The organism is Gordonia sp. (in: high G+C Gram-positive bacteria) (genome assembly GCF_047600385.1).
Classification (GTDB): domain Bacteria; phylum Actinomycetota; class Actinomycetes; order Mycobacteriales; family Mycobacteriaceae; genus Gordonia.
Window position 1 is genome coordinate 3,077,265 of sequence record NZ_JASGKZ010000001.1, and the last position, 25,466, is coordinate 3,102,730.

At 72.1% G+C, this 25,466-nt stretch carries 23 protein-coding genes, 1 pseudogene and 1 riboswitch; of the genes and pseudogenes, 17 read left to right on the forward strand and 7 right to left on the reverse strand.

The features are described from left to right. Positions 1-145 precede the first annotated feature (145 nt). From QM809_RS13820 to QM809_RS13840, 5 genes and pseudogenes are all read left to right on the forward strand, one after another. Positions 146-721, forward strand: coding sequence for an FxsA family protein (locus QM809_RS13820; RefSeq protein WP_415046319.1), 576 nt, complete (start codon positions 146-148; stop codon positions 719-721). Positions 722-799: 78 nt separating this feature from the next. Then, entirely contained in the window at positions 800-2,491 is a 1,692-nt protein-coding gene (locus QM809_RS13825) for an amidohydrolase (protein WP_415046320.1), read from the forward strand. Positions 2,492-2,691: 200 nt separating this feature from the next. Next, positions 2,692-3,923 (forward strand): annotated as a pseudogene (locus tag QM809_RS13830) (hypothetical protein). Beyond that, positions 3,818-4,264, forward strand: a complete 447-nt coding sequence (locus QM809_RS13835; RefSeq protein ID WP_415046321.1) for a nitrilase-related carbon-nitrogen hydrolase — start codon at positions 3,818-3,820, stop codon at positions 4,262-4,264. Before QM809_RS13830 ends, QM809_RS13835 begins: the two are co-directional and overlap by 106 nt. Next, positions 4,261-5,040 carry a polyprenol monophosphomannose synthase gene (locus QM809_RS13840; RefSeq protein WP_415046322.1) on the forward strand — a complete coding sequence of 260 codons (780 nt, stop codon included), beginning with the start codon at positions 4,261-4,263 and terminating at the stop codon, positions 5,038-5,040. The genes QM809_RS13835 and QM809_RS13840 overlap by 4 nt, the downstream gene beginning before the upstream one ends. Before the next feature lie 104 nt (positions 5,041-5,144). Here QM809_RS13840 and QM809_RS13845 read toward each other — a convergent pair whose 3' ends face one another. Next, a complete protein-coding gene (locus QM809_RS13845; RefSeq protein WP_415046323.1) occupies positions 5,145-5,489 on the reverse strand; it encodes an RNA polymerase-binding protein RbpA in 345 nt (114 codons plus the stop codon). 170 nt (positions 5,490-5,659) lie between these two features. Here QM809_RS13845 and QM809_RS13850 point away from each other — a divergent pair, with 170 nt between their 5' ends. The 4 genes from QM809_RS13850 to QM809_RS13865 all read left to right on the forward strand — a co-directional run bounded on the left by QM809_RS13850 (position 5,660) and on the right by QM809_RS13865 (position 8,250). Beyond that, positions 5,660-5,941 (forward strand): hypothetical protein, encoded by a 282-nt coding sequence (locus QM809_RS13850; protein WP_415047096.1) that lies wholly within the window; start codon positions 5,660-5,662, stop codon positions 5,939-5,941. Beyond that, entirely contained in the window at positions 5,938-7,044 is a 1,107-nt protein-coding gene (locus QM809_RS13855) for a DUF475 domain-containing protein (protein ID WP_415046324.1), read from the forward strand. The genes QM809_RS13850 and QM809_RS13855 overlap by 4 nt, the downstream gene beginning before the upstream one ends. 181 nt (positions 7,045-7,225) lie before the next feature. Beyond that, positions 7,226-7,978 (forward strand): adenylate/guanylate cyclase domain-containing protein, encoded by a 753-nt coding sequence (locus QM809_RS13860; protein WP_415046325.1) that lies wholly within the window; start codon positions 7,226-7,228, stop codon positions 7,976-7,978. After that, positions 7,975-8,250: a hypothetical protein gene (locus tag QM809_RS13865; protein ID WP_415046326.1), complete on the forward strand. Its 276-nt coding sequence runs from the start codon at positions 7,975-7,977 to the stop codon at positions 8,248-8,250. The genes QM809_RS13860 and QM809_RS13865 overlap by 4 nt, the downstream gene beginning before the upstream one ends. Before the next feature lie 508 nt (positions 8,251-8,758). Here QM809_RS13865 and katG read toward each other — a convergent pair. From katG to QM809_RS13880, 3 genes are all read right to left on the reverse strand, one after another. Further along, a complete protein-coding gene (gene katG, locus QM809_RS13870; protein WP_415046327.1) occupies positions 8,759-10,993 on the reverse strand; it encodes a catalase/peroxidase HPI in 2,235 nt (744 codons plus the stop codon). A gap of 102 nt (positions 10,994-11,095) precedes the next feature. Continuing rightward, positions 11,096-11,569 carry a Fur family transcriptional regulator gene (locus QM809_RS13875; protein WP_415046328.1) on the reverse strand — a complete coding sequence of 158 codons (474 nt, stop codon included), beginning with the start codon at positions 11,567-11,569 and terminating at the stop codon, positions 11,096-11,098. 14 nt (positions 11,570-11,583) lie between these two features. Beyond that, positions 11,584-12,612, reverse strand: coding sequence for a phosphotriesterase (locus QM809_RS13880; RefSeq protein ID WP_415046329.1), 1,029 nt, complete (start codon positions 12,610-12,612; stop codon positions 11,584-11,586). 124 nt (positions 12,613-12,736) lie between these two features. Here QM809_RS13880 and QM809_RS13885 point away from each other — a divergent pair, with 124 nt between their 5' ends. From QM809_RS13885 to QM809_RS13915, 7 genes are all read left to right on the forward strand, one after another. After that, the gene (locus tag QM809_RS13885; RefSeq protein WP_415046330.1) at positions 12,737-14,581 is read left to right on the forward strand and encodes a hypothetical protein; all 1,845 of its coding nucleotides are present in this window, start codon (positions 12,737-12,739) and stop codon (positions 14,579-14,581) included. A 39-nt stretch (positions 14,582-14,620) separates the two neighbouring features. Further along, positions 14,621-16,996 (forward strand): ATP-binding cassette domain-containing protein, encoded by a 2,376-nt coding sequence (locus tag QM809_RS13890; RefSeq protein ID WP_415046331.1) that lies wholly within the window; start codon positions 14,621-14,623, stop codon positions 16,994-16,996. A 76-nt stretch (positions 16,997-17,072) separates the two neighbouring features. Beyond that, positions 17,073-18,059 (forward strand): arsenic resistance protein, encoded by a 987-nt coding sequence (locus QM809_RS13895; RefSeq protein WP_415046332.1) that lies wholly within the window; start codon positions 17,073-17,075, stop codon positions 18,057-18,059. Positions 18,060-18,061: 2 nt separating this feature from the next. Then, positions 18,062-18,137, forward strand: a riboswitch (Fluoride riboswitch). Between the two features lie 48 nt (positions 18,138-18,185). Then, on the forward strand, positions 18,186-18,683 hold the full coding sequence (locus QM809_RS13900; RefSeq protein WP_415046333.1) for a universal stress protein: 498 nt from the start codon (positions 18,186-18,188) through the stop codon (positions 18,681-18,683). Continuing rightward, on the forward strand, positions 18,680-19,105 hold the full coding sequence (locus QM809_RS13905; protein WP_415046334.1) for a FluC/FEX family fluoride channel: 426 nt from the start codon (positions 18,680-18,682) through the stop codon (positions 19,103-19,105). Before QM809_RS13900 ends, QM809_RS13905 begins: the two co-directional genes overlap by 4 nt. Then, positions 19,102-19,476, forward strand: coding sequence for a fluoride efflux transporter FluC (locus QM809_RS13910; RefSeq protein ID WP_415046335.1), 375 nt, complete (start codon positions 19,102-19,104; stop codon positions 19,474-19,476). The genes QM809_RS13905 and QM809_RS13910 overlap by 4 nt, the downstream gene beginning before the upstream one ends. A gap of 145 nt (positions 19,477-19,621) precedes the next feature. Beyond that, a complete protein-coding gene (locus QM809_RS13915) occupies positions 19,622-20,302 on the forward strand; it encodes a hypothetical protein (protein WP_415046336.1) in 681 nt (226 codons plus the stop codon). 24 nt (positions 20,303-20,326) lie between these two features. Here QM809_RS13915 and bluB read toward each other — a convergent pair whose 3' ends face one another. Genes bluB through QM809_RS13930 form a run of 3 tightly spaced genes read right to left on the reverse strand, consistent with a single transcriptional unit; the run spans position 20,327 to position 23,847 of the window. Beyond that, positions 20,327-20,989, reverse strand: coding sequence for a 5,6-dimethylbenzimidazole synthase (bluB, locus tag QM809_RS13920; protein WP_415046337.1), 663 nt, complete (start codon positions 20,987-20,989; stop codon positions 20,327-20,329). Continuing rightward, a complete protein-coding gene (locus tag QM809_RS13925; protein WP_415046338.1) occupies positions 20,986-22,257 on the reverse strand; it encodes a competence/damage-inducible protein A in 1,272 nt (423 codons plus the stop codon). Before QM809_RS13925 ends, bluB begins: the two co-directional genes overlap by 4 nt. A 57-nt stretch (positions 22,258-22,314) precedes the next feature. Continuing rightward, on the reverse strand, positions 22,315-23,847 hold the full coding sequence (locus tag QM809_RS13930) for a PucR family transcriptional regulator (RefSeq protein ID WP_415046339.1): 1,533 nt from the start codon (positions 23,845-23,847) through the stop codon (positions 22,315-22,317). Positions 23,848-23,984: 137 nt separating this feature from the next. Between QM809_RS13930 and QM809_RS13935 the strand changes: the two genes are divergently transcribed. Next, positions 23,985-25,412: an aminobutyraldehyde dehydrogenase gene (locus QM809_RS13935; RefSeq protein ID WP_415046340.1), complete on the forward strand. Its 1,428-nt coding sequence runs from the start codon at positions 23,985-23,987 to the stop codon at positions 25,410-25,412. Positions 25,413-25,466: the final 54 nt, after the last annotated feature.

The following is a 25,466-nucleotide window of genomic DNA, read 5'->3' on the forward strand; positions in this document are numbered from 1 at the left end:
GAAGGGCACCCCGATCCTGGTATGCGGGGGACCGAGGGGAGGCGAGTGGCCGCCGCCACGGCGCATTCGGGAACCGGACCGGACATGCGTGCGTTATACCGATAGGCAAGTCGCACACACGCCACACGCGTGGGAAGGTCGGAACATGAAGCGCTGGGTGTTCGTCGGATACGTCGCGGTGGAGATCGCCGCCTTCTGGGCGATGGCGCACTTCTTCGGCTGGGGCTGGGCGATCCTCCTCACCGTCGCCGCCATGGCCGTCGGAGTCGCCGTCCTCGGCAACCGGGCCCGCGAGATCGTCGCCGGCGCCCGCAGCATGGGGCCCGACCGGTCGACACCCGGTCAGGCGTTCACCGACTCGGCCCTGTTCGCCGGCGCGTCGATCCTGACGATCCTGCCCGGCGTGGTCGGCACCGTGGTGGGTCTGGCACTGCTGTCGCGGCCGGTCCGCCGCAGGATGGAACCCGTGGTCACCGCCGCGGCCACCCGGAAGGTGCAGTCCCTGGCCGACCGCGTCTCCGTGATCGGCATGGCGCCGAACGGCTACGTCGACGGCACCGTGGTGCGCGAGGAGAAGGCCGAGGGCAGCGTGATCGTCGAGACGACGGTCCGCAACCCGGACGGCACCATCCACGTCGACCGGCCCGCGCTTCCGCCGGTGATCGACGGCACCGTGATCGACGGCGGGGCGGCCGACGAGCCCGCCGCTCCCCAGCGCTGACGCGCATCACGACGACCCCCGACATGACGGACCCCGCCCGACGGCGGGGTCCGTCGCCGTTCTGAGACACTGGACCGCGTGACCACGCAGCTCCTCCTCGGCGGCCTCGTTTACTCCTCTCCGGCGGTTCCGGACGCCACGGCGTTCGCCGTCACCGACGGCCTCGTCGTCTGGGTCGGATCCGACGACGTCGGACGCGCCCTGCACCCCGACGCGGAGATCGTCGACCTGCAGGGCCGGTTCGTCAGCCCCGCCTTCGTCGACTCGCACGTCCACCTCACCGACACCGGTCTCGCGCTCGACGGCCTGGACCTCTCCCGCGCCGCCGGCCGCACCGAGTGCCTGCGTGAGCTGGGTGCGTACCTGGCGGCGCACCCTTCGACGGGCTCAGGGAGCGGAACGGAGGGCTCAGGAAGCGGGGCCGAGGGCTCGGGGAGCGGGGCTGCCGACGAAGTGGTCTGGGGGATGGGCTGGGACGCCTCGGCCTGGGTCGACGCCGGTCCCGGCGAAGACCGGCCGCCCTCGACGGCCGACCTGGACGCCGTCGCCGGCGACCGCCCGGTCTACCTGGCCCGGATCGACGAGCACTCCGCCGCCGCGTCCAGCGCACTGCGCGCACGGGTGCCCGGCCTCAGCGAGGCACCGGGGTACGACGACCAGGCGCCGCTGTTCGCCGAAGCGCACCACCTGGTCCGCGCCCACGCCCGCGCCCTCCTCACCCCGGACCAGCGTCGGCGTGCGCAACTGCGCGCCCTCGACCACGCCGCCGCACACGGCGTGGTGGCCGTGCACGAGAACGGCGGCCCGGAGATCAGCGGTCTCGACGACTTCCGGTCCCTGGCCGACCTGGACCATCCGGTGCGGGTGCGCCGCTACTGGGGCCAGTGCGTGTCCAGCGCCGACGAGGCCCGCGCGGTGGTCGCCGAGACCGGGGCCGACGCGATCGGCGGCGACCTGTTCGTCGACGGCGCCCTCGGCTCGCACACCGCGCTGCTGAGCGAGTCGTACACCGACCGCCCGGACACCCGCGGCGTCGCCTACCTCGACTACGACCGGATCCGCGACCACCTGCGGGCCACCACCGAGGCCGGGATCCAGGCCGGTTTCCACGTGATCGGCGACGCCGCGGCCGCGCTGGTCGCCGAGGCCGTCGCCGAGCTCGCCGACGAACTCGGCACCCCGGCGCTGGCCCGCTGCGCACACCGCCTCGAACACGCCGAGATGGTCACTCCCGAGCAGGCCGAGCTCTTCGCCCGCTGCGGTTTCGTCGCCAGCATGCAGCCGCTGTTCGACGCCGCCTGGGGCGGGCCCGACCGGCTCTACGCGCAGCGCCTCGGCGACCGCGCCGCGACCCTGAACGACTTCGCCGGACTCTCCAAGGCCGGTGTCGCGTTGGCGTTCTCCAGCGACGCCCCGGTCTGCCCGATCGATCCCTGGGCGACGGTGCGGGCGGCGGCGCACCATCACCGTCCGACCAGCGCGATCTCGCCGCGCGCGGCGTTCGCCGCGGCCACCCGCGGCGGCTGGCGCGCCGGGGGCGTCAACGACGGACTCACCGGAACCCTGGTCCCCGGCGCACCCGCGCACTACGCGGTCTGGGACGTGGAGGACCTCGTCGTCGCCCCGTCGCATGCCGGGGTGCAGCGCTGGTCCACCGATCCGCGGTCGCGGGTCCCCGCCCTGCCCGACGTGACGCCCGGCGTCCACCTGCCGCAGTGCGTGCTGACCGCGGTGGCCGGCGACGTGATCTACTCGCGAGATCCGCGGTGACCCCGGGACCGGAAGCGCCTGGATCGGAGACTCCCGGGCCCGAGACGCCGGGATCGGAGACCCCGCAACCGGAGGCCCCGAGCACGGGGACCGAAGACCGGGTGCGTCTGGGACCGGTCACGATGCCGCGGACCGCCGCACGACTCGCCGCCGCCGCGTTCGCCGGACTGCTGATGTATCTGGCGTTCCCGCCGATCGGGATGTGGCTGCTGACACCGCTCTCGCTGGGCATCCTGTACGCCTGTCTGCGGCCGGGCCGGCCGCGGGCCCGGGCCGGGGCGCTCACCGGGTTCGTGTTCGGGCTCGGGTTCTTCGTGCCGCTGCTGCCGTGGATCGGCGAGTTCGTCGGCGCACTGCCGTGGATCGCGCTGTCGGTGGTGCTGGCGGGCTATCTCGCGCTGTTCGGGGCGATGGCGACGGTCACGATGCGGCTCCCGGCGCACCGCTGTGGTTCGCGCTGTGCTGGATGGCGATCGAATGGCTGCGGTCGTCGTTCCCGTTCGGCGGTTTCCCGTGGGGTGCGGCCGCGTTCAGCCAGACCGAGGGGTTCTTCCTGCCGATCGCGCGCTGGATCGGCGTGCCCGGCCTCGGGTTCGTGCTGGCGCTGCGGCGCCGGGCCGCCGCCTGGTGCTCGGGCTGGTCACCCGCGGGCACCGGGGAGAGGACCCCCTCGCGGATCGCGGCGCTGGCTGGCCGCGGCAGCCTTCGCCGCGGTGCCCTTCGGCGCTGGCCGGATCTGGCTCTCGCGACGGCGCACCGCCGACCGGACGGCGGCCCGACCGTCTCGGTCGGCGGCGGTGCAGGGCAATGTGCCGCGCCTCGGACTCGACTTCAACGCCCAGCGCCGCGCGGTGCTCGACAACCACTTCCGGGAGACCCTCCGGCTGGCCGAGGACGTCGATCTGGGCGAACGACCGGAAACCGCAGGTGGTGCTGTGGCCGGAGAACGCCTCGGACATCTCGCCGATCGACAATCCCAATGCGACCCAGGTGGTCCGGGCCGCGGTCGACGCCATCGGGGTCCCGATGGTCTTCGGCACCTGCTCAGCCCGGACCCGTTCACCGACGCCGCCTCGGACGCCGAGACCGGCCCGACCAACACGGTTCTGGTGTGGGAGACCGAGAACGGCGACGCCGCACTCGAACCCTCGGCGCGCTACGACAAGCACATCATCCAGCCGTTCGGCGAGTATCTGCCGTGGCGGAGCTTCTTCTCGCTGTTCTCCTCCTACGCCGAGCGCGCCGGGAACTTCCGGCCCGGCAGCGGGGCCGTCGGTGGTGCCGGTCCGCACCATCCGACGGCACCCTGCCGCTCGGCGTCTCGACGTGCTGGGAGGTCGCCTTCGATCGTTCCCCCGCCAGGCGGTCCGCGACGGCGCCCGGCTGCTCTTCGTCCCGACCAACAATGCCACGTTCGGCGACACGGACATGACCTACCAGCAGCTCGCGATGTCGCAGGTGCGGGCGGTGGAGACCGGGCGCAGTGTCGCCGTCGTCGCGACCAGCGGTGTCAGCGCGCTGATCACGCCGGACGGGCAGGTGGTCAGCAACAGCGAGATCTTCGATCCGGCGATGCTCACCGCAGATCTGCCGCTGCGCACCGGGCACACCCCGCCGGTGACCCTGGGAGGGTGGCCCCAGGCCCTGCTCGACGGTCGCGCGGTGCTCGGCGGATTTTTGTTCGCGCTGCTCCGACATACTAGGTTCGATACGTTCGGCGGACGCCGAACGGGAACAGACTCGGAAGACAACAGACGAGGGGTCGAAGCATGACGGATAGTCGCCAGGGGGCCGACCAGGTCGTCGGTCCGCAGGGCGCGGGCGGACTGGTCGTGATTCCGACGTTCAACGAGCGGGAGAATCTTCCGGTCATCGTCGCACGCCTGCTGGAATCGTTGCCGGACGTCCACGTGCTGGTGGTCGACGACTCGAGCCCGGACGGCACCGGCGACGTCGCCGACGAGCTGGCCGCGAACGACGACGCCGGGCGCATCCACGTGATGCACCGCACCGTGAAGGACGGCCTGGGCAAGGCGTACCTCGCCGGATTCGCCTGGGGCCTGGACCGCGACTATCCGGTGATCATCGAGATGGACGCCGACGGCAGCCACGCGCCCGAGCAGCTGCACCGCCTGCTGGAGGGCGTCAACGACGGCGCCGACCTGGTGATCGGATCGCGTTACGTGCCCGGCGGGCAGCTGGTGAACTGGCCCAAGCGCCGCGAGTTCCTGTCCAAGGGCGCCAACACCTATGCGCGGCTGGCGCTGGGCAGCAGGATCCGCGACATCACCGCCGGCTACCGCGCCTACCGCGCGCCGGTGCTGCGGGCCATCGGACTCGACGACGTCGAGTCGGCCGGCTACTGCTTCCAGATCGACCTCGCCTGGCGCACCCTGCAGAACGGGTTCACCGTCGCCGAGGTGCCCATCACGTTCACCGAACGCGAGGTGGGCGAGTCGAAGATGGACGGCGGCGTGATCGCCGAGTCGTTCCTCAACGTGGCCCGCTGGGGCTGGCAGGGCCGCACCGCGCGTCTCCGCCGGAAGTAGCAGGAGGCCACCCGCGCCTCGGCCGGTACGACGACAGCCCGGTACGACGACAGAGGAGCCCCGGATCCGATCGGGTCCGGGGCTCCTCTGCGCGGTGCGTGGATTCAGGCGGAGCCGGTGCGACGACGCTTCTGCAGCAGATCCATGCGCTCCTTGAGCAGTACCTCGAGCTCCTCCTCGGAGCGGCGCTCGAGCAGCATGTCCCAGTGGGTGCGCGGCGGCTTGACCTTCTTCTCGTCGGGCTCGGCGCCCTCCAGGATGGTGCCCTCCATACCGTTCTTGCACGGCCACTTCGAGGGGACCTCGGCGTCGTCGGCGAACGGGATGTCGAAGATCTCGCCGTTGTCGGTGCGGTACTGCACGATCCGGCGGGGTGCGAGGTCGTGATCGCGGTCGGTCTCGTAGCTCACCGCACCCATGCGGCTTCCACGGAGTACTCGATCAGCCATGTAGCTTTGTTCCTCTCACTTCAGGTCAACAGAACCATCCTACGCGTCCGGCGGCCGCGAGGCACCCGTGCGCCGCCGACCCGAAGGAACGTCCGACGGGGTACCGTCTCCTCGTGTCCGAATCGCCTGCCCGTCAGCGTTCCTCTTCATGCGCCTGGTGCGGCCGCGAGATGGTCGACTCCGACCGCGGTCGCCGTCGTAAATACTGCAAACGGTCGTGCCGGCAGCGCGCGTACGAACAGCGAACGCTCACCGAGGGCACCGCCATTCCCGCCGATGCGCTGATCCTCTCGCCGGACGAGGTGTCGGGGTTCGGCGACCGGATGTTCGCGTTGCGCTGCGCCGCCGAGGACCTGCGGACCGCGCTCGCCGAGGGCGAGGACCGCGACGACCTGGCCGCGATGGCCGACGAGTTGGTCGCGCTCGCCAGGGAAGCCGAACGCCTCCGGTGACGGCGCTCCGGGTCTTCGCGCCGTCGCTGGTCAGCACCCTCGCCGCGCTCGCCGCCGCCTACCTCTACGACGGTGCGAGCGCACTGATCCTCTGCGCCCTCCTCGGGATCCTGGAGGTCTCCCTCTCCTTCGACAACGCGGTGATGAACGCGACGATCCTGGAACGGATGCACCCGTTCTGGCAGCGGATGTTCCTCACCGTCGGCGTGCTGATCGCGGTCTTCGGCATGCGCGTGCTGTTCCCGCTGCTCATCGTGTGGGCCACCGCGGGCCTGGCGCCCGGGGCCGCCCTCGACCTGGCCCTGCACCCGCCCGCGCACGAGACGGCCCAGAACCCCGGTTACGCGACGATCCTCACCGCGGCGCACCCGCAGATCGCCGCACTGGGCGGCGTGTTCCTGCTGATGGTGTTCCTGGACTACCTGTTCGACGACGAGCGGCCCCTCTGGGGCCGGTTCGTCGAATCACGGCTGGCCCGGATCGGCCGGATGAAGCACGCCGCGGTGATCGTCGCCCTGGTCGCCCTGCTCGGCGGGGCGGCCGCGGTCGACGACGACCGGCGCGCCGCGGTGCTCGTCGCCGGCATCGTGGGACTGCTGCTGTACCTGGCGATCCAGGGGCTGACCACCCTGTTCGGCGTCACGGGGCCGTCGACCCCGACGGCCGACGACGATGCGGCCGCAACGCCGCCGGGCGCGGGATCCCGGCCGGTGCCGGTCGCCGGCCGGGCGGCGTTCTTCCTGTTCCTCTACCTGGAGATGCTCGACGCGTCGTTCTCGTTCGACGGCGTGATCGGGGCGTTCGCCCTCACCTCCGATCCGATCGTCATCGCCCTCGGACTCGGCTTCATCGGCGCGATGTTCGTGCGCTCGATCACCGTCTACCTGGTGCGGACGGAGGCGCTCGCGCACTACCGCTATCTCGCCAACGGCGCCCACTGGGCGATCGGCACGCTGGCGGTGATCCTGCTCGTGAGCCTCCGGTACGAGGTGAACGAGGTGGTGACCGGTCTGGTCGGCATCGCCTTCATCGGGGCGGCGATGTACTCCAGCGTCCGGGCCGACCGCGCTGACCGGAGGAATGCGCGGCCCGCTGTGCGCTGAGCAGGGGTCGACCGTCCTGCCCGGCCTGCCCCGTCCTGTCTGCGGGCTGGCCTAGACTGCACTCTTGTGAAGACTGCATCGGGAGACGATGATCACGAGATCCGGCAGTCCGTCGTGCTCCCGGAGCCCGGCGCCTCGGCGAATCCGCTGCAGCGGGCGGGCGCGCTGCTGGCCCGGACCGATGCCGAGCGGACCGATGGTGCGGGCCGCGCAGTTCGCGCGGCGGCTGACCCCCGCCGAACCGGTCACCGGGCGGTCGACGACGCTGGACCGGCTCGCCCGGGCGATCGAGGACGTGAACGCCGAACGCCCGAGTGCGGTCCGCGAACTCGGGCTCGCCTCGGTCTCGGTGTGGCGGTCGCTGCTCGGCCGGAAGACGCCCGACCCGTCGGAGCCGACTCCGGTGACGATCCTGTTCACCGATCTCGTCGACTTCTCCCGGTGGGCGCTGCGGGTCGGCGACGACCGCGTGCTGGAGTTGATGAACGCGGTCAACGATGCGTGCGAGCGCGTGATCACCGACCGCGGAGGCCAGGTCGTCAAGACCCTCGGCGACGGCATGATGGCGGTCTTCGCCGACGGCGCCGAAGCGATCGCCGCCGCGCACGAGGCGGCGGGAGCGGTCAGCGCGATCCGGATCGACTCGTATCGTCCGGCGCTGCGGGCGGGGGTGCACACCGGTGCGCCGCGCGCCGTCGGCGACGACTTCCTGGGGGTGGACGTGAACATCGCCGCGCGCGTCTGCGCCGCGGCGAAGGCCGGCGAGGTGTACGTCAGCGGACCCACGCTGGACCTGGCCGGGCCCGAGGGCTACACGGTGAAGCACAAGCGTTTCAAGGCCAAGGGCGTCCCGAAGGATCTCAGGGTGTATCGCGTGGTGCCCCGATACGACGACCCGGGGTACGACGAACCGGCCGGATACGCGGACCGATGACTTCGGGCTTCGACGACGACGAACTCGAGGCCTACTACCGGATGATCGAGGCGCGGTCGGCCGAGCGCGGGCGGCCGCGGAGACGCCGGGAGAAGGCGGTGCGGTACGAGCCGCCGACGTGTCCGACGCCGGAGAAGATCGCCTACCCGACCCTCGCCGCGGTGACCGGGGCGATCCTCGCGGTGAGTCGTTCGTCGCGGCAGTCGCCGACCCTGCGCTGCTACGAGTGCCGCTGCGGTGCGTGGCATTTCACATCGTCGCGACGTGTCTGACCCCGTATCTCTGCCCCGCGGCCGCCCGGAGCGTCCCCGCGGGCCGAGGAGACGCCGAGCCGCCGGAGACGTCGAAGGCCCCGACCTGAGGTCGGGGCCTTCTTCCGTGACGTCTCGGTGACCGTCAGCCGCGGCGGCGCGGAGCGCCGAGGACGGCGACCGGCGTGTGTGCGACCTGCAGGTGCAGGCGGTCACGGGCGCTGAGATGGAACCGGGCGTTCACGCGGCGCGAGTAGCCGCGCATTCTTGGTCATGAGATCGGGACTGGTGCGATTCGGCATGCGTCCTCCTCCTTGGATCGGTTGATGTCCATCTATTAGTAACCAACCGTACAGCGGAAGTCAAACTACGTTGCCCGCGCGTTCACTTTCCGTTCACCTGAACGCCTGCAGTTCACCTTCCGCGTCGTGCTTCCGGGACCCGGCGCCCCGGGCCCGGGATCGGAGGGGGATCACCGGGCCCGGGTCGCCGGAGGCCGTCGGGAACGACGACGCCGGAACCGCATCGCTCAGCGGCGCAGTTCGAAGCGGTCGGCCTCCATCACCTTGGTCCAGGCCGCGACGAAGTCGTCGACGAACTTGCGGCGCGCATCGTCGCAGGCGTAGACCTCGACCAGGGCGCGCAGCTGGGAGTTGGAGGCGAAGACCAGGTCGGCCCGGGTGCCGGTCCACTTCTGTTCGCCGGTCTCGCGGTCGGCGCCGACGTAGGTGCCGTCCGGTGCCGCGGTCCACTTCACGTCCATGTCGAGGATGTTGGTGAAGAAGTCCGTCGACAGGGTGTCCTCGAGGTCGGTGAACACGCCGTGCCGGGTGCCGCCGTGGTTGGCGCCGAGCACGCGCAGGCCGCCGATCAGCGCGGTCGTCTCCGGGGCGGTGAGGGTCAGCAGCTGCGCGCGGTCGATCAGCAGCGCCTCGGCCGGGACCGCGACGTCGTCGGCCACGTAGTTCCGGAAACCGTCCCAGCGCGGTTCCATCGCGTGGAACGACTCGATGTCGGTGTCCTCCTGCGCGGCGTCGGTGCGTCCGGGGGTGAACGGGACGACGATGTCGAACCCGGCGTTCGCCGCGGCCTTCTCCACCGCGGCCGCGCCGCCGAGCACCACCACGTCGGCGAAGGAGATCTTCTTGTCGCCGCGCCGCAGGTGGGCCAGCCGGCCCTTCGGGTTGTTGTACGACTCGACGATGTCCTCCAGGACCGGGATCACCGCGCCGAGCTCGGCGGGCTCGTTGACCGCCCAGCTGCGCTGCGGCTCCAGCCGCAGGCGTCCGCCGTTGGCGCCGCCGCGCTTGTCGCTGCCGCGGAACGATGCGGCCGCCGCCCACGCGGTCTTGATCAGCTGGGAGACGGTGAGCCCGGAGGACAGGATCTCCTTCTTCAGCTCGGCGACGTCGCCGTCGTCGACCAGCGGGTGGTCCACGGCCGGGACCGGGTCCTGCCAGATCAGCGTCTCGGTCGGGGCCAGCGCGCCGCGGTAGCGGGACACCGGGCCCATGTCGCGGTGGGTCAGCTTGAACCAGGCGCGCGCGTAGGCGTCCTCGAACTCCTTGGGCTTCTCCAGGAAGCGGCGGGAGATCTTCTCGTAGGCCGGATCGAAGCGGAGCGCCAGGTCGGTGGTCAGCATCATCGGCTGGTGCTTCTTCTCGGGGTCGGCCGGATCGGGGACGCTGGTGGCGCCGGCGTTGTCCTTGGGGCGCCACTGCTGGGCACCGGCCGGGCTGGTGGTGAGTTCCCACTCGTAGCCGAACAGGGTCCAGAAGAAGTTGTTGTCCCAGGTGACCGGGGTGCTGTTCCAGGCGCCCTCCAGTCCCGAGCTGATCGCGTCGGCGCCGACGCCGGTGCGCGTCGGGTTCTGCCAGCCCAGACCCACCTGCTCCAGCGGCGCGGCCTCGGGTTCGGGGCCGAGCAGCGCGGCGTCGCCGTTGCCGTGGGTCTTGCCGAAGGTGTGGCCGCCGGCGATGAGGGCGACGGTCTCCTCGTCGTTCATCGCCATGCGTGCGAAGGTCTCCCGGATGTCCTCGGCGGCCTTGAGCGGATCGGGTTCGCCGTTGGGGCCCTCCGGGTTCACGTAGATCAGGCCCATCTGGACCGCGGCCAGCGGGTTCTCCAGGTCGCGCTCACCGGTGTAGCGGTTGTCGCCGAGCCATTCGGTCTCCGGACCCCAGTACACCTCCTCGGGCTCCCACTTGTCGGTGCGCCCGCCGGCGAACCCGAACATGGTCATGCCCATCTCCTCCATGGCGTAGGTGCCGGCGAAGACCAGCAGGTCGGCCCAGGAGAGCTTGGCGCCGTACTTCTGCTTGATCGGCCACAGCAGCCGCCGCGCCTTGTCCAGGCCCGCGTTGTCGGGCCAGCTGTTGAGCGGGGCGAAGCGCTGCATGCCGTGGCCCGCACCGCCGCGGCCGTCGCTGATCCGGTAGGTGCCCGCGGCGTGCCACGACATCCGGACGAACAGCGGGCCGTAGTTGCCGTAGTCGGCGGGCCACCACGACTTGGAGTCGTGCATCACCGCGTGCAGGTCGGCCTTGAGCTCGTCGAGGTCGACGGTCTCGAAGGCCGCGCCGTAGTCGAGATCGGGGTAGGGGTCGCCTTCGGCGGGGTTCTCGGCGAGGAGATGCAGATTGAGCTGGTCGGGCCACCAGTCACGGTTGCCGCCGCCTTCGGCCGGGGGCTTCATGGCGTGCATGGGGCAACCGCTCGCGGCGGTCGTGTCGTCTACTTCGGCGAGGGGCTGGTCGTCGGACACGGTGTTTCCTTTCGATGCGCCGAGGGCTTGTCGGCGGGGATGGGGCTGGACGTGGGAGGGGCTGAGTGGGGTGGGCGGGCTGGATCGGCGGAGTGGACGGGGTCAGTCGTCCGGCTGCTCGGCGTGACGGGCGAGGCAGTCGGGGCAGCGGCCCCAGTAGACGACCTCGGCCTCGTCGATCCGGAAGCCGTGCGTCTCGGAGGCGGTCAGGCAGGGGGCGGCGCCGACCGCGCAGTCGACGTCGCAGACCTCGCCGCACTCGCGGCAGACCACGTGGTGGTGGTTGTCGCCGGTGCGGGTCTCGTAGCGCGCGGCGTGCCCGGACGGCTGGATACGCCGCAGCAGACCCGCTTCGGTGAGGGCCCGCAGGACGTCGTAGACCGCCTGGCGCGAGACGTCGGGCAGTTCGCTGCGGACTGCCGCCAGGACGGTGTCGGTCACCGCGTGCGGACGGTGCTCCACGGCGGCCAGGACCGACAGCCGCGGCCGGGTCACCCGCAGACCCGCACCCCGGATCGCCGCGGTGAGCGCGGGCTCGTCGCGCGCCGGGTGGGCTGCGGGTTCGGTCTCGGTCATGGCCCCATTGTGCCCTAGTTTTCTGGACTTAGTCCAGAAATGATGGAAAACGAGGCCGGAAGTCCCGGTTCGGCGACGGCGCCGGCGAGGAAACGACGGGGGACGTCGACCATCATCGTGTCCACGACCTGCTCGGACACCCCCGCGCGCCGGAGTTCGGGGATCACCCGCTCGGAGATCTGCCGGTAGTTCCAGTTCGGGGCCACCCGGCGCTGCTTGACCGGGTCGAACCAGTCGCTGTAGCAGAACGCGCTCTGGGAGAGCGTGATCCGATCGGCGTATCCGGCGTCGAGGAGCGCCTGCAGCGTGGCCATCCGGGTGTCGTGGGGGAGCAGGACGTCGACGCCGAAGCGGTCCAGTCCGAGGATCGAGCCCGCGTCGGCGAGCTGCCGGAGATGGTCCAGGTCGCCGGTGTCCCCGGAATGGGCCAGCATCACCCGCCGCAGATCGATGCCCTCCTCGGCGAGGATCCGCTGCGCCACCAGACCCGACCGCGTGTGCGGGTTCGTGTGCACGACGACGGGGGCGCCGGTCGCGGCGCCGGCCTGGCCCACCGCGCGCATGATCCGCTCCACGCCCGGCGTCAGCCCCTCGGCCTCGATCACGCACACCAGCACCGCCGCCCGCACCCCGCCCGAGTTCGGGATGCCTTCGGTGAGGTCGCGGACGAACGCCTCGGCCAGCGGCTCGGGGGAGTCGTAGCCGAGCCCGGGACCGGTGTAGTGGAGCTGCAGGGGCAGATCGTTGTAGGTGAAGAACCCGGTGGCGACCAGGATGTTGAGATCGACCTGTTCGGCCACCCGACGCACCCGCGCCACGTTGCGGCCCATCCCGGGCACCGAGACGTCGACCAGGGTGTCGATGCCGAGTCCGGCGAGCTGATCGAGCCGTTCGACGGCGCCGGCGACCTGCGCCTCCTCGTCCCAGTCCGGCAGGAAGTTGAGCCGGTAGTCCTCGTTGAGGACGAAGACGTGTTCATGGGTCAGCACCGAACCCAGTGCCCCGGGGCGGATGGTCCCGGTGGCGGTGTTGATGGTCTCCATGACGCCCTTCGCTCACCCCGTGGAAGATCAGCCTAGGGCGGTCGCACCGTCGGAGGGGCCGATTCGGTGCACTCGCCCACCGCGGCGGGGCGTGGGGCCCACCGGGAGCCGATAGGCTGGCGACATGCTTCGTACGGGACAGACATTCGCCGGTCTGCGTGTCGTCGGCTCGCTCACGGTGAGCGAATCGGGTGAGGTCTACCTGGTCAAGGCGCCGCAGGCGCCGCGGGAGGACGTCCTGCTGCTCCTGCCCGAGTCGCGCGGCGCCGATCCGGCCTACCGGCAGACGTTCGACGCCGCCGCGACGGCCGCCGCCGGACTCGACCACCCGGCGATCGTGCCCGTCCGGTCGCACGGAGTCGAGGGCGGCAGGCTCTGGCTCAGATCCGGGTACGCCCCGGCCCCGGCCCTCGACGCGGTGCTCCGCCAGTCGGGCCCGTTCGCGCCCCGCGAGGCGGCCGCCGCGGTGACCGCCCTCGCCGGCGCGCTGGACGCGGCCCGGTCCGGCGGGGTCCCCGTCGGCGACCTGGCACCGGCGCAGGTGCTCGTCGAGCAGACGCCGCACGGCACGCGATACCTGCTGACGGGCCTGGGCGTGCCGCCGGCCGCCGGGCGGCCGCCGCGCCCGGAGGACCGGGCCGACCAGGCCGCGCTCGGCGAGGCGGCCGTCCTCCTCCTCACCGGGGCGGCCGCGACGGGGGCGCGGGTCACCGCGCTGCGCCCGGAGCTCCCGGGTGCCGTCGACGAGGTGCTCGACCGCGTCCGACGGCCCGCCGCGCAGCGGTACGAGTCGTGCGCGGACTTCGCGGCCGCGTTCTCGACCGCCCTACTGGGTGCGGACGAGGCCGGAGTCGTGGCCCGCGAGGCGTCGGCGACCGTCGCCGCCGCGGCCGCGGCGAAGGCCGATCAGCCGACGAACGCCTACCCGACGACCGGGCCGAACACGGCGGTTCCGCCGGCCGGGAGCACGGAGGCGACGTGGACGAACGCTCCGGCGCCGGGGTTCGGTCCGCCGCCGGGCGGTCCGCGCGGGAGCGGCCCCCAGCCGGTTCCGGGCGCGATGCCGCCGGGCGGGTACGGCCCGCCGCCGACCCGCCCGTACACCGGACCCGCGAGCGCGCCGTTCCCGCCGCAGCAGCCGTACGCCGCCGGCCCGGGCGGCTACCCGCAGCAGGGTCCGCCGTCCGCCGGTCTCCCCGTGGCGGGCCGCCCGGCGCCGGGCGGCGGTTCCGGCCGCGACAAGAAGATGCTCATCGCGCTCTTCGGCGGCCTGGGCGTGCTGCTCGTCGTCCTCGCGCTGGTGCTGGCGTTCGTCCTCGGCAGGGGAGGCGACGACACGACCACCGCGACGTCGAGTTCCAGTTCGACGACCACGACCACGACCGCCTCGAGCACCCGGGCCACGGCCACCGTGGTCGGCGGCGTCCCCACCGGTTGCGCGCTGGGAGCACCGATCGGCCGCAGCCGCTCGGACGGCCTCGATGCCGGTCCGGTCCGCATCCCGGCGACCGCGGTGCCGCAGGGCTGGAGCCCGGACCGGGGCAGCGTCATGCCGTTCCTGGTCACCACCGACGGCATCCGGGTAAGCCGACCGGCCGGGGAGAGCTGGCAGGCGCAGATCTTCGTGGGCACCCTGCCGGTCACGTTCACCGGCGACCTGGCGGCCGTCGCCCGCAAGTACGCCGAGTGCGTCGCCGAGATCCCGGGTTATGAGAACTCCGGTGCCCGGCCGACGGTGATCGACCATCAGGAGAGCGGGACCCTCGACAACAGTCCGACGGGTCTGGTGCTGATCCGCGGTCACGTGCCGGTCTCCCGCGGCGCCATCACCGCCGACGAGTTCACCCTCGTCCTCGCCGACACGTCGCCGCGCAGCCTCTCCTTCGGTGTCGCGGCGAACACCGACCAGCAGAGCAAGGACGAGATCGCCACCGCGATCAAGGAGACGCTGTTCCGTTCCGGTCGCTGACCGCCGCCCCGACGGACCCCATACCGTACAGTGTACGACATGCCTGCCTCGAACGTCCCCGCCGCGGCCGCCGTCCCGGCCGACTCCCACGATCTGATCCGGGTGCGCGGCGCCCGGGTCAACAATCTGAAGAACATCGACGTCGACCTGCCCAAACGCCGCCTGACGGTGTTCACCGGGCTGTCCGGATCGGGGAAGAGCTCCCTGGTCTTCGGCACCGTCGCCGCCGAGAGCCAGCGGTTGATCAACGAGACCTACAGCGCCTTCGTCCAGGGCTTCATGCCCTCGCTCGCCCGGCCCGACGTCGACGTGCTCGAGGGGATCACCACCGCGATCATCGTCGACCAGGAACGGATCGGCGGCAACCCCCGCTCCACCGTCGGCACCGTCACCGACGTGAACGCGATGCTGCGGATCCTGTTCAGCCGCCTGTCGCAGCCGCACATCGGACCGTCGAACGCGTTCTCGTTCAACGTGCCCTCGGTGGAGGGCACCGGCGTCGCGACGGCGAAGGTGGGCGACGGCAGGAAGACCACGAAGACCTTCAGCACGCTCGGCGGGATGTGCCCGAACTGCGAGGGCATGGGCACCGTCTCGGACCTGGACCTGACGCAGCTGTACGACGCCGAGAAGTCGCTCCGCGAGGGCGCGATCACGGTCCCGGGGTACACCGCCGACGGCTGGTACCTGCGGACGTTCACGAGTTCGGGCTACTTCGACGTCGACAAGCCGATCGGGGACTTCACCGCCGACGAGCTCGACGACCTGCTGTACCGGGAGCCGACCAAGATCAAGGTCGACGGCATCAACCTCACCTACGAGGGGCTGATCCCGCGGATCCGCAAGTCGATGCTGAGCAAGGACGTCGACGCGGTGCAGCCGCACATCCGGGCGTTCCTGGAGCGGGCCGTGACCCGGACGCCGTGTCCGGAGTGCGACGGCACCCGGCTGGCCGAGCCGGCGCGGACCGCGACCGTCGCCGGGGTGAGCATCGCCGACGTGTGCCGCATGCAGATCACCGATCTGGCGCGGTGGCTGCGCACCGTCGACGATCCGTCCGTGGCCCCGCTGCTGGAGAACCTGCGCGGCACCGTCGACTCGTTCGTCGAGATCGGCCTGGGCTATCTGACGCTGGAGCGTCCGACGGGCACGCTCTCCGGCGGCGAGGCGCAGCGCACCAAGATGATCCGGCACCTCGGATCGTCGTTGACCGACATCACCTACGTGTTCGACGAGCCGACCGTCGGCCTGCACCCGCACGACATCTCGCGCATGAACGATCTGCTGCTGCGTCTGCGGGACAAGGGCAACACCGTGCTGGTGGTGGAGCACAAACCCGAGGTGATCGCCGTCGCCGACCACGTCGTCGACCTCGGGCCGCGCGCCGGGGTGCACGGCGGGCAGGTGCGCTACACCGGCACCGTGGCCGGTCTGCGGGCCTCGGACACGCTCACCGGACGGCATCTGCACGACCGCGCCGCCCTCAAGGACGAGGTCCGCGCCCCGCGCGGCACCCTGCCGGTGCGGGGCGCGTCGTCGAACAATCTGTGCGACGTCGACGTGGACGTGCCGCTGGGCGTGCTGGTCGCGGTGACCGGGGTGGCCGGGTCGGGCAAGAGCTCCCTGATCCACGGCTCGGTCTCCACCCGCGACGACGTGGTCGCGATCGATCAGGGCGCCATCCGGGGGTCGCGCCGCAGCAACCCGGCCACCTACACCGGGCTGCTCGATCCGGTCCGCAAGGCGTTCGCGAGGAAGAACGGCGTCAAACCCGCCCTGTTCAGCGCGAACTCGGAGGGCGCGTGCCCGACGTGCAAGGGCGCCGGGGTGATCTACACCGATCTGGTGACGATGGCCGGTGTCGCCACGACCTGCGAGGACTGCGACGGCAAGCGGTTCAGCCCGGACGTGCTGGAGTACCGGCTGGGCGGCCGGGACATCAGCGAGGTGCTCGCGATGTCGGTCGAGCAGGCCGTCGACTACTTCGCCGAGGGCGAGGCTCGCACCCCGGCGGCGTCGAAGATCCTGACCCGGCTCGCCGACGTGGGGCTCGGCTACATCACGCTGGGTCAGCCGCTGACCACGCTGTCCGGCGGTGAGCGTCAGCGGCTGAAGCTGGCGACCGCGATGGCCGACAAGGCGCAGGTGTACGTGCTCGACGAACCGACCACCGGCCTGCATCTGGCCGACGTCGATCAGTTGCTGGGCATGCTCGACCGGCTGGTCGACTCGGGCCGGTCGGTGATCGTGATCGAGCACCATCAGGCGGTGATGGCGCACGCGGACTGGCTCATCGATCTGGGGCCGGGGGCCGGCCAGGACGGCGGCCGGGTGGTGTTCGAGGGCACCCCGCGGGATCTGGTGGCGGCCCGGTCCACGGTGACCGGCGAACACCTGGCGGCCTACGTGGAGTGAACCGCGCCGGAGCGGACCCGCACCGGGGTGAGAGCGGGTCGCGTCGGCGGCGCGGGGATCGGCTAGCTTGGGCGGTGTGGGCGATCCGGAGTCGAGGCAGGCGCGCGTCACCGCATCGATGGAACGCCACCAGGTGCCGTGGTATCTGGGCTCGATCGGGGTCGCGGTGCTCGCCGGGCTCGCGGTACCGGACGTCGTCGGCGGACTCGACCGACTGATCACCCCGCTGCTCGGCGCCCTCCTCTTCGTCACGTTCCTGCAGGTGCCGGTCACCGAACTGGCCTCGGCGTGGCGGAACGGGCGCTTCCTGGGTGCGCTCGTGCTGGTGGACTTCGTCGTCGTCCCGGCGGTGGTGGCGCTGCTGTTCCCCCTGGTGCCGGCGGATCAGGCGGTGCGATTCGGGGTGCTGCTGGTGCTGCTGTGCCCGTGCGTGGACTACGTGGTCGTGTTCACCGGGCTGGCCGGCGGCGAGGGCCCGCGGCTCCTGGCGGCGACGCCGTTCCTCCTGCTGGCCCAGATGATGCTGTTGCCGGTGTATCTCTGGATGTTCCTCGGCGACGGGTTCGACGAGTCGATCGGTCCCGGACCGTTCGTGTCCGCGTTCGTCGGGCTCATCGTGATCCCGCTGGTCCTCGCGGCCGGCACCCAGGTCCTGGCCCGCCGGCACCGGGCCGGCCGCCGGCTGACGGCGACGGGGGAGGCGGTGATGGTGCCGCTCATGATGACGGTTCTGGCCGTGGTGGTCGCCTCACAGGTGCCGGGACTCGACGGCCGGTACGGCCTGGTGGTGCGCGTGCTCCCGCTCTACGCGGCCTTCGTCGTGGCCATGACCGTGCTCGGCGGCGTGGCCGGCCGGGTCGCCGGACTGGGAGCACCCGACCGTCGCGCCGTGCTCTTCTCCGGGGTGACCCGCAACTCCCTGGTCGTGCTGCCTTTCGCTCTCGCACTGCCGGTCGGGAGCGAGACCGCGTCCGCGGTGGTGGTCGCGCAGACGCTCGTCGAACTCGTCGCGATGACGGCGCTGGTCGCCCTGGTGCCGCGGCTCGTCCCCGACGACGGGTAGCATTGGGTGACGGCGATGGATCCCGCCGGAGTCGTCCCGACTCGAACCGCCCCCCGGCTGATGGTTTCCTGCCGACCCGTACCCACGGTCGGCGGGAGCGTGCCCGCCGGCAGAGAGGTTCTGAAGATGTCTTCCCCTCGATCTCGGTCGTCGTTCACCGGACGCGACCTCGTCGTCGGCGTGGTCCCCGGCCAGCCGGACACGGTCGCCGTGACCGCCCTGGACTGGGCCCGCGCCTCCGGCGCCGCCGCCGTCCACTTCGTCTACGTCGATCCGAGCCGCGTCCACGCCGACGGCACCGACCGCGAGATCGCGATCGATCCGGATTCGGCGAGCGGGGACCGCCGCGCCGATCGTGAACGCACCCTGCACGAGCAGCTCCGGCGAGTCGCCGACGATTCCGGCGTCACCTGGGACTTCCGCTACCTGGTCGGGAACCCCGAACGGGAGATCGACGCCGTCGCCGACAAGGTCGACGCCGCGGCCCTCGTGATCGGTACCCGGCGCCGAGGACTCTTCGACGATCTGCGGGAACTGGCCGACGGCTCGGTGGCCGTGGCCCTCTCGCGTGGTCAGAAGCGCCCGGTGGTCGTCGTGCCGCAGCACCGGGCGGGCGATCGATGACCGCGCCGCTGTCCGGGCAGGCTCCCTCGCTCGGACTGGTCTTCCTCGGCGGCATCGCCGGTGCGATCGTCCGCTACACCGTCGACGAGGCGTTGCCGACGACCCCGACCGGTTTTCCGTGGGCGACGTTCCTGATCAACCTGTCCGGCGCCTTCCTGCTCGGTCTGCTCCTGGAATCGCTGGCACTGTCCGGCGAGGACCAGGGATGGCGCAAGCGGATCCGGCTGCTCGTCGGCACCGGTCTCCTCGGTACCTACACGACGTACAGCAGCCTGGCCGTCGAACTCGATCTGTTGATCCACCACGACCGCGTGGTGCTCGGGCTCGGCTACGGTGCGGCGAGCCTGCTGCTGGGCCTGGCCGCCGCCCTCGCGGGGGTCGCCCTGGCGAACGCGGTCCGGCGCAAGGAGGTCTCGGCATGAGTCTGTGGTCGATCCTCGGAGTGGGCGTGTTCGGCGGGCTGGGCGCCGTCGCCCGGTTCGCCCAGGACACCGTGGTGAAGTCGAAGGTGACGTCCGCGTTCGCGTGGGGCACGTTCACCATCAATGTGCTCGGCGGCCTGATCCTGGGTCTGATCACCGGGCTCGTCGTCTTCGGCGGGCACGCCGACGAATGGCGCGTGCTGCTGGGCATCGGCTTCTGCGGCGGCTACACCACCTTCAGCACAGCGATGTTCGAGACCGCGGCGCTGATCAGGGCCGGTCGGGTCCGGACGGCGACCCTGAACCTGTTCGTCCCGGTGCTCGTCTCGACGTCGGCCACCGCTCTCGGACTGGTCCTCGGCAGCCTGTGACCGCCGGAGCGACGCGCGGGATCATACGACGATCCAGCGGTCGGGGCGGCCGGAATCGGATTCGCCCACAGGACCGAATCGACGAACGGTCGACCTGTGGACGACGCGATGGACGCCGCCGGCGCACCGTCCTACGGTCACTCGCATGAACGACGACGGGGGACGGTACGGGGATGCGGCGCGCCGCGCTGATCGACGGGGCCGGGCGTGGGGACCGGACCGGGTCACGAGGATCCGCGCGGAACTGCTCGGCGGGTACCGCGGCGCGTTGCGGCGGCTCGAACGGGACCGGCGCCGGCTGCCGGATCGGAGCGGATCGTTGCTCGACACGATGATGGAGGCGGCCGAACTCGTGGTGGACGCGTGCGAACCGGTCTGGTTCGCCGCCGGGGCCGTCGAGGAGTTCCGCGCCGATCTGCGCAGGCCCGCACCGACCGCCGACCTCCTCGGCGCCGGATCGGTCGGTTTCCTCCTCTTCGAGAGACCGATCACCCGCACGACCCACGGCGCGGCCGGGCGGCACGGGACCGCACCGGTCTTCGGGGTGCTCTGGTGGTCGGCGTACACCGACGGCCGCGGGGTCGACCTGGAGGCGGACGCGCCGAACCTGCTCGTCATGCATCTGCTCTCGACCGAGATCAGCCCGGAGTTCCCCTGGCCGGAGGTGTGGGACGACTCGACGCTGAGCGACATCGGGATCACGCTGGTCGCGCTCGGCGGCGCCGACCTCCCCGCCCACGCGGAGGCCGACGACCTCGCGCCCCTGCACGAACTGTTGCTGTCGTACGGCGCCGCGGTCCGCGAGGGCCGGATCCCGGCGGCCTGAACTCGGCGACGCGGCCGGGGCGAGTCAGCGGGTGAGACGACGCCGGGCCGCGTCGGTGCGGGCCTGCCAGCCGACCGTCTCGAGTTCGGGGACCTCCGAGGCGGCCGCCGGGTAGCCGAGGCAGAGGTAGGCGACGAGCCGCCAGTCGTCGGGGACGTCCAGCGCCGCGTGGACGCGCGCGGGGTCGATGATCGAGACCCAGCCGACGCCGATGCCGCGGGCCCGGGCGGCGAACCAGAGGGAGGCCACCGCCATCACCACCGAGTACTCGACGGTCTCGGGCATGGTGCGGCGGCCGAGGCCGTCGCCCTGGCCGGGGTCGGGGTGGGCGAACACCGCCAGGTGCACGGGGGCGTCGTCGAGCCCGGACAGTTTCAGGCCCGCGTACACGCGGGCCCGGTCACCGCGGTAGCCCTCGAGCGCCTCGGCGTTCGCGTCGCCGAACGCCTCCCGGATCGCCGCCCGGCGCTCGGGGGAGACCACCTGGACCCAGCGCCAGGGCTGGCTGTTGCCGACCGACGGCGACAGTTCGGCCGAGGCGATGATCTCCTCGAGGAGCCCGTCGGCGAGCGGGTCGGTGCGGAACCGTCGGACGTCGCGGCGCCACCGGAAGAGCCGGTCGAGTTCGGCGGCGAACCCGACGTCGAAGACGCCGTCGTCAGGTGCCGGAGACCGGTGAGCGGTCACCGCAGCGCGTCCAGCACCAGGTGCAGGGCGTAGGTGGTGGCCAGCGTGCGGACCATGGCGCGGTCCCCGGGGAAGACCCGGGTCACCGTCCGGGTCGGGCGACCTGCCACGGCCAGTCCGAAGCAGACGGTGCCGACCGGTTTGCCGGGCACCGCGCCGCCGGGCCCGGCGATCCCGCTGGTGGCGACCGCGACGTCGGCGCCGGTCACCCGGCACGCGCCGTCGGCCATCGCCCCGGCCACCGGCTCGCTCACCGCACCGAGTTCGTCGATCAGTGCTCCGGGGACTCCGAGCACACCGGTCTTGACCGAGTTCGCGTACGACACGATGCCCCCGAGCAGGTACGACGACGACCCCGCCCGGTCGGTGAGCCGAGCCGCCACCATGCCGCCGGTGCACGATTCGGCGGTGGCGATCGTGCGCCCGTCGAGCGCGGCGGCCAGCAGCTCGTCGAGGGTCTCGCCGTCGGGAGCGAACAGCTGCCTGCCGTGTGCGCGCCGCAGCAGCGCCTTCAGCTCGGTGTAGGCCGCCGCGGCGGCGGTCGGGAACCGGGTGTCGATCTCCACCTCGCCGTCGCGCATGCAGGTGGTGATCTCCAGCCGGGAGAACTCGTCGACGTCGTGCTCGGCGCGCCGCAGGGTCTCGGCGAGTTCGGCTTCGGTGAGGCCGTAGGCGCGGATCGATGCGTGGGTCACCTCGTCCCGGTCGGCCAGCGCCGCGGCGATCGGCTCGGCGGCGAGGGCCGCGGGCCACATCGCCTGCAGCTCCCGGGGCGGTCCGGGCAGGATCAGCATTGCGGGCAGTCCGTCCGCGGCGGGGATCGCCATGCCCGGGGCGGTGCCGGTGGGGGCGACGGGGGTGGCGCCGGCCGGGACCACCGACTGTTTTCCGATCGCGGCGGCGAGGGAGTCGGGGAGGGGCGCGTCGTCGTCGAGCCGCCGCCACCGCCGGAGGATGCCGGTGATGTCGGCTTCCAGCGCCGGGTCGACGGCGACCGGCCGACCGCAGAACCCGGCGACGGTGGCGACGGTCAGATCGTCGGCGGTGGGACCCAGGCCGCCGGTGGTGACGATGAGGTCGACGCCCTCGGCGACGAGGAACCGCAGTTGCGCGACCAGGTCGTCGGGGCGGTCGCCGCACACCGTCACGTGACCGACGTCGACGCCCAGTTCCCGCAGCCGCCCGGCGACCCACCCGCCGTTCCGATCGATGATCCGGCCGCTGAGGACCTCGGTCCCGGTGACGATGACTCCCGCGCGCACACTCACGCCGTCGAGCCTAGGACATGTCGCCCCGGGGTCCGGGCCGATACGGCGGGGAGAGCGTCACCCGGTGCCGCCGGTGCGGCGATGCGCCAGCACCGCGAGCAGGAGTTCGGCGCGCACCCGCGCCGATTCGAGGTCGATGTCGAGCAGCGCCTGCGCCTTCTCGATCCGCGAACGCAGGGTGTGGCGGTGCACCCCGAGCGCCCCGGAGGCGGCCTCCCACTGGCCGTGACACTCCAGGTAGGCACGCAGCGAGGGGACCAGGGCGGTGCCGTGGGCGTCGTCGTGGGCGGCGAGCGGGGCCACATAGATCCGGGCCAGTTCCCGCAGGGCGCCCCCGGTCTCGGGGGAGTCCAGCAGGGTGTGACCGACGAGCGTGGTGGCGTCCTGGGGGCGGCCGCCGGGCCGCGCGGCCTCGGCCGCGGTGCGCGAGGAGGCCGCGGCGGTCGCGATCTCCCGGACGGGAGCGGCGCTGCTCAGACCGGTCCGGAGCTTCCTGCGCACCCGGACCGGGAGGCCGTCGACCAGGACGCGGACCAGGTCGACGTCGTCGTCGCCGCGGATCAGGACGTGGATCGCGCCGTCGCCGGCGACGGTCACGAAGGCCGGCCGGGCCGCCGCGCGGAGCGCCTGTTCGAGGTGACCGGCCAGGGCGGCGGTGCCGTCGTCGTCGCCGAGGACGGTGAGGACGCGCACCCGCCCGGTCGGGTCGGCGGCGGTCGCGACGAGCGCGAACACCGGATCGAGGTCACCGTCGTCGCAGATCAGCAGACCGAGGGCGGCGGCGTTGATCCGGGCCGCGGTCTCGTCGACCTGCCGGGGCTTCTCGAAGTCGAGCGTCAGCAGCGAGTTCGCGTGACCGATCAGGACGTGGTCGGTCGGCCGGGGCTCCTGCGCGGTCACCACCGCGAGATAGCCGTAGGTCCGGTCCGCGGCGCGCACGGTGTGCAGGACCGCCGGACCGTCGGGGGTCGGTCCTCCGGCGGTGCCCGCGCGCACGGTGCGGGCCAGCGCGTTGACCGCGGCCAGCGTCTCGTACGACGGGGGAGCCGGCCGCGCGTCGACGAGCCGACCGTGCGGGTCGAGCAGGAGCGCCGACCCCTGACAGGCCTTGGCCAGTTCGGTGAGCATCGCGGACCGCCCGCCGGTCACCGCGGCCCGGGTCAGTCGCGGCTGCGCCGCGGCGGTGGCCTCGTGGGCGCGGGCGCGGAGCGCTTCGGCCCGTTCGGAGAAGGCCTTGGTCACGGCGAGGAACGTGGTCGGGCGGGGCACCGACACCAGGGGCAGTCCGTGGGCGCGCGCGGCGCCGATCAGACCCGGCGGCACCGCCTCGCGGCTCACTCCGACACCGAACCCGATCGCGACCACGCCGCGCGCCCCGAGCCGCCGCACGTACCGGTCGAGGTCGTCGTCGGAGTCGGGGAGACCGAGTCCGGTCACAAGGATCATCTCGCCGCCGGAGAGCCAGGGCGTCGGATCGGCCAGCTCGGTCGTCAGCACGTAGGCCACGTCGCGATCGAGTCCGTCGGCGCCGGTCAGCACCGTCAATCCGAGGCGCCGCCGCCCGACGAGCCAGCGCAGCGAGACCGCCATCACACTCCATAACGTCGATACGAACACTCCGAACATCGACATTCTGGCAGATGCACCGCGCTGCGTCTCGGCGCAAAGTACTCATCAATACACCGGCGATTCCAAAACGGTTCCATTCCGACGAGAGGCCCCGCGCAGTGACCACACGATTGAAGAACTACATCGACGGCCAGTTCGTCGACTCCGCCTCCACCCGGACGATCGACGTGGTGAACCCGGCCGACGAGACCGTGGTCGCCCTCTCCCCGGTCTCGACCGCCGAGGAGGTGGCCGGCGCCGTCGCGGCGGCCGTGCGCGCGGCGGACACCTGGGGTCGCACGACCCCCGGCGTCCGACAGAAGGCGCTGCTCGACCTCGCCGACGCGATCGAGGCCCGCGCCGACGACCTGGTCGCCGCGCAGGTCCGCAACACCGGCCAGCTCGCCGCGATGGTCAAGGCCGAGGAGATCCTAGTCGGCGCCGACCAGATCCGCTTCTTCGCCGGCGCCGCCCGACTGCTCGAAGGCCGCGCCGGCGGCGAATACATGGAGGGCTTCACCAGCTACGTGCGCCGCGAACCGATCGGCACCGTCGGCCAGGTGACGCCGTGGAACTACCCGTTCATGATGGCGGTCTGGAAGATCGCCCCCGCCCTGGCCGCGGGCAACACCCTGGTGCTCAAGCCCAGCGACACGACGCCGGAGAGCACCCTGCTGCTGGCCGAACTGGCCGGGGACGTCCTCCCCGCCGGCGTGTTCAACGTGGTGCTCGGCGACGCGACCACCGGCGCCGCCCTGGTGGAGAACCCCGCGCTCGGCCTGGTCGCGATCACCGGTTCGGTGCGGGCGGGCATCGCCGTCGCCCAGGCCGCGGCCGCCGACGTCCGCCGCGCCCACCTGGAACTGGGCGGCAAGGCCCCGGCGGTGGTGTTCGGCGACGCCGACCTCGCCAAGGCCGCCGAGGGGATCGCCCAGGCCGCGTTCTTCAACGGCGGCCAGGACTGCACCGCCGCGACCCGCGCACTGGTCCACGACTCGGTGTACGACGAGTTCGTCGCCGCCCTGACCGCGCAGGCGAACACCCTGCGCCCGGGCGCCCCCGACGACGAGGACGCCTTCTACGGTGCGCTGAACAACGTCCACCACTTCACCGCGGTGATGACCCGACTCGAGTCCCTGCCCGCGCACGCCACCGTCGAGACCGGCGGGCACCGCATCGGCGACCGCGGCTTCTACGTGGCCCCCACGGTGATCACCGGCGTGCGGCAGGACGACCCGATCGTGCAGGAGGAGACCTTCGGGCCGATCATCACCGTCCAACGCTTCACCACCGAGGACGAGGCGGTGGCCCTGGCCAACGGCGTGAACTACGGGCTCGCCTCGAGCGTGTGGACCACCGATCACGGCACCGCCACCCGCATGTCGGCCGCGATCGACGCCGGCTGCGTGTGGATCAACTGCCACATCCCGCTGGTCGCGGAGATGCCGCACGGCGGGTTCAAGAACTCCGGCTACGGCAAGGACCTCTCCGTCTACGGGCTGGAGGACTACACGCGCATCAAGCACGTGATGAGCGCGCACGACTGACCTCGACGACGTTCCCGACCGAAGCCTCCTCCCTCCCCGCAAAGGACTGTCCAG

Coding starts and splice junctions, on each gene's coding strand:
- QM809_RS13930 (WP_415046339.1), bottom strand. CDS start 23,847: ATGGCGGTCTCGCTGCGCTGGCTCGTCGGGCGGCGGCGCCTCGGATTG.
- QM809_RS13850 (WP_415047096.1), top strand. CDS start 5,660: ATGGTCGACTCCGACCGCGGTCGCCGTCGTAAATACTGCAAACGGTCG.
- QM809_RS13885 (WP_415046330.1), top strand. CDS start 12,737: ATGCTTCGTACGGGACAGACATTCGCCGGTCTGCGTGTCGTCGGCTCG.
- QM809_RS13910 (WP_415046335.1), top strand. CDS start 19,102: ATGAGTCTGTGGTCGATCCTCGGAGTGGGCGTGTTCGGCGGGCTGGGC.
- QM809_RS13840 (WP_415046322.1), top strand. CDS start 4,261: ATGACGGATAGTCGCCAGGGGGCCGACCAGGTCGTCGGTCCGCAGGGC.
- QM809_RS13905 (WP_415046334.1), top strand. CDS start 18,680: ATGACCGCGCCGCTGTCCGGGCAGGCTCCCTCGCTCGGACTGGTCTTC.
- QM809_RS13875 (WP_415046328.1), bottom strand. CDS start 11,569: ATGACCGAGACCGAACCCGCAGCCCACCCGGCGCGCGACGAGCCCGCG.
- QM809_RS13880 (WP_415046329.1), bottom strand. CDS start 12,612: ATGGAGACCATCAACACCGCCACCGGGACCATCCGCCCCGGGGCACTG.
- QM809_RS13900 (WP_415046333.1), top strand. CDS start 18,186: ATGTCTTCCCCTCGATCTCGGTCGTCGTTCACCGGACGCGACCTCGTC.
- QM809_RS13820 (WP_415046319.1), top strand. CDS start 146: ATGAAGCGCTGGGTGTTCGTCGGATACGTCGCGGTGGAGATCGCCGCC.
- QM809_RS13845 (WP_415046323.1), bottom strand. CDS start 5,489: ATGGCTGATCGAGTACTCCGTGGAAGCCGCATGGGTGCGGTGAGCTAC.
- QM809_RS13890 (WP_415046331.1), top strand. CDS start 14,621: ATGCCTGCCTCGAACGTCCCCGCCGCGGCCGCCGTCCCGGCCGACTCC.
- QM809_RS13865 (WP_415046326.1), top strand. CDS start 7,975: ATGACTTCGGGCTTCGACGACGACGAACTCGAGGCCTACTACCGGATG.
- QM809_RS13915 (WP_415046336.1), top strand. CDS start 19,622: ATGAACGACGACGGGGGACGGTACGGGGATGCGGCGCGCCGCGCTGAT.
- QM809_RS13860 (WP_415046325.1), top strand. CDS start 7,226: ATGCCGAGCGGACCGATGGTGCGGGCCGCGCAGTTCGCGCGGCGGCTG.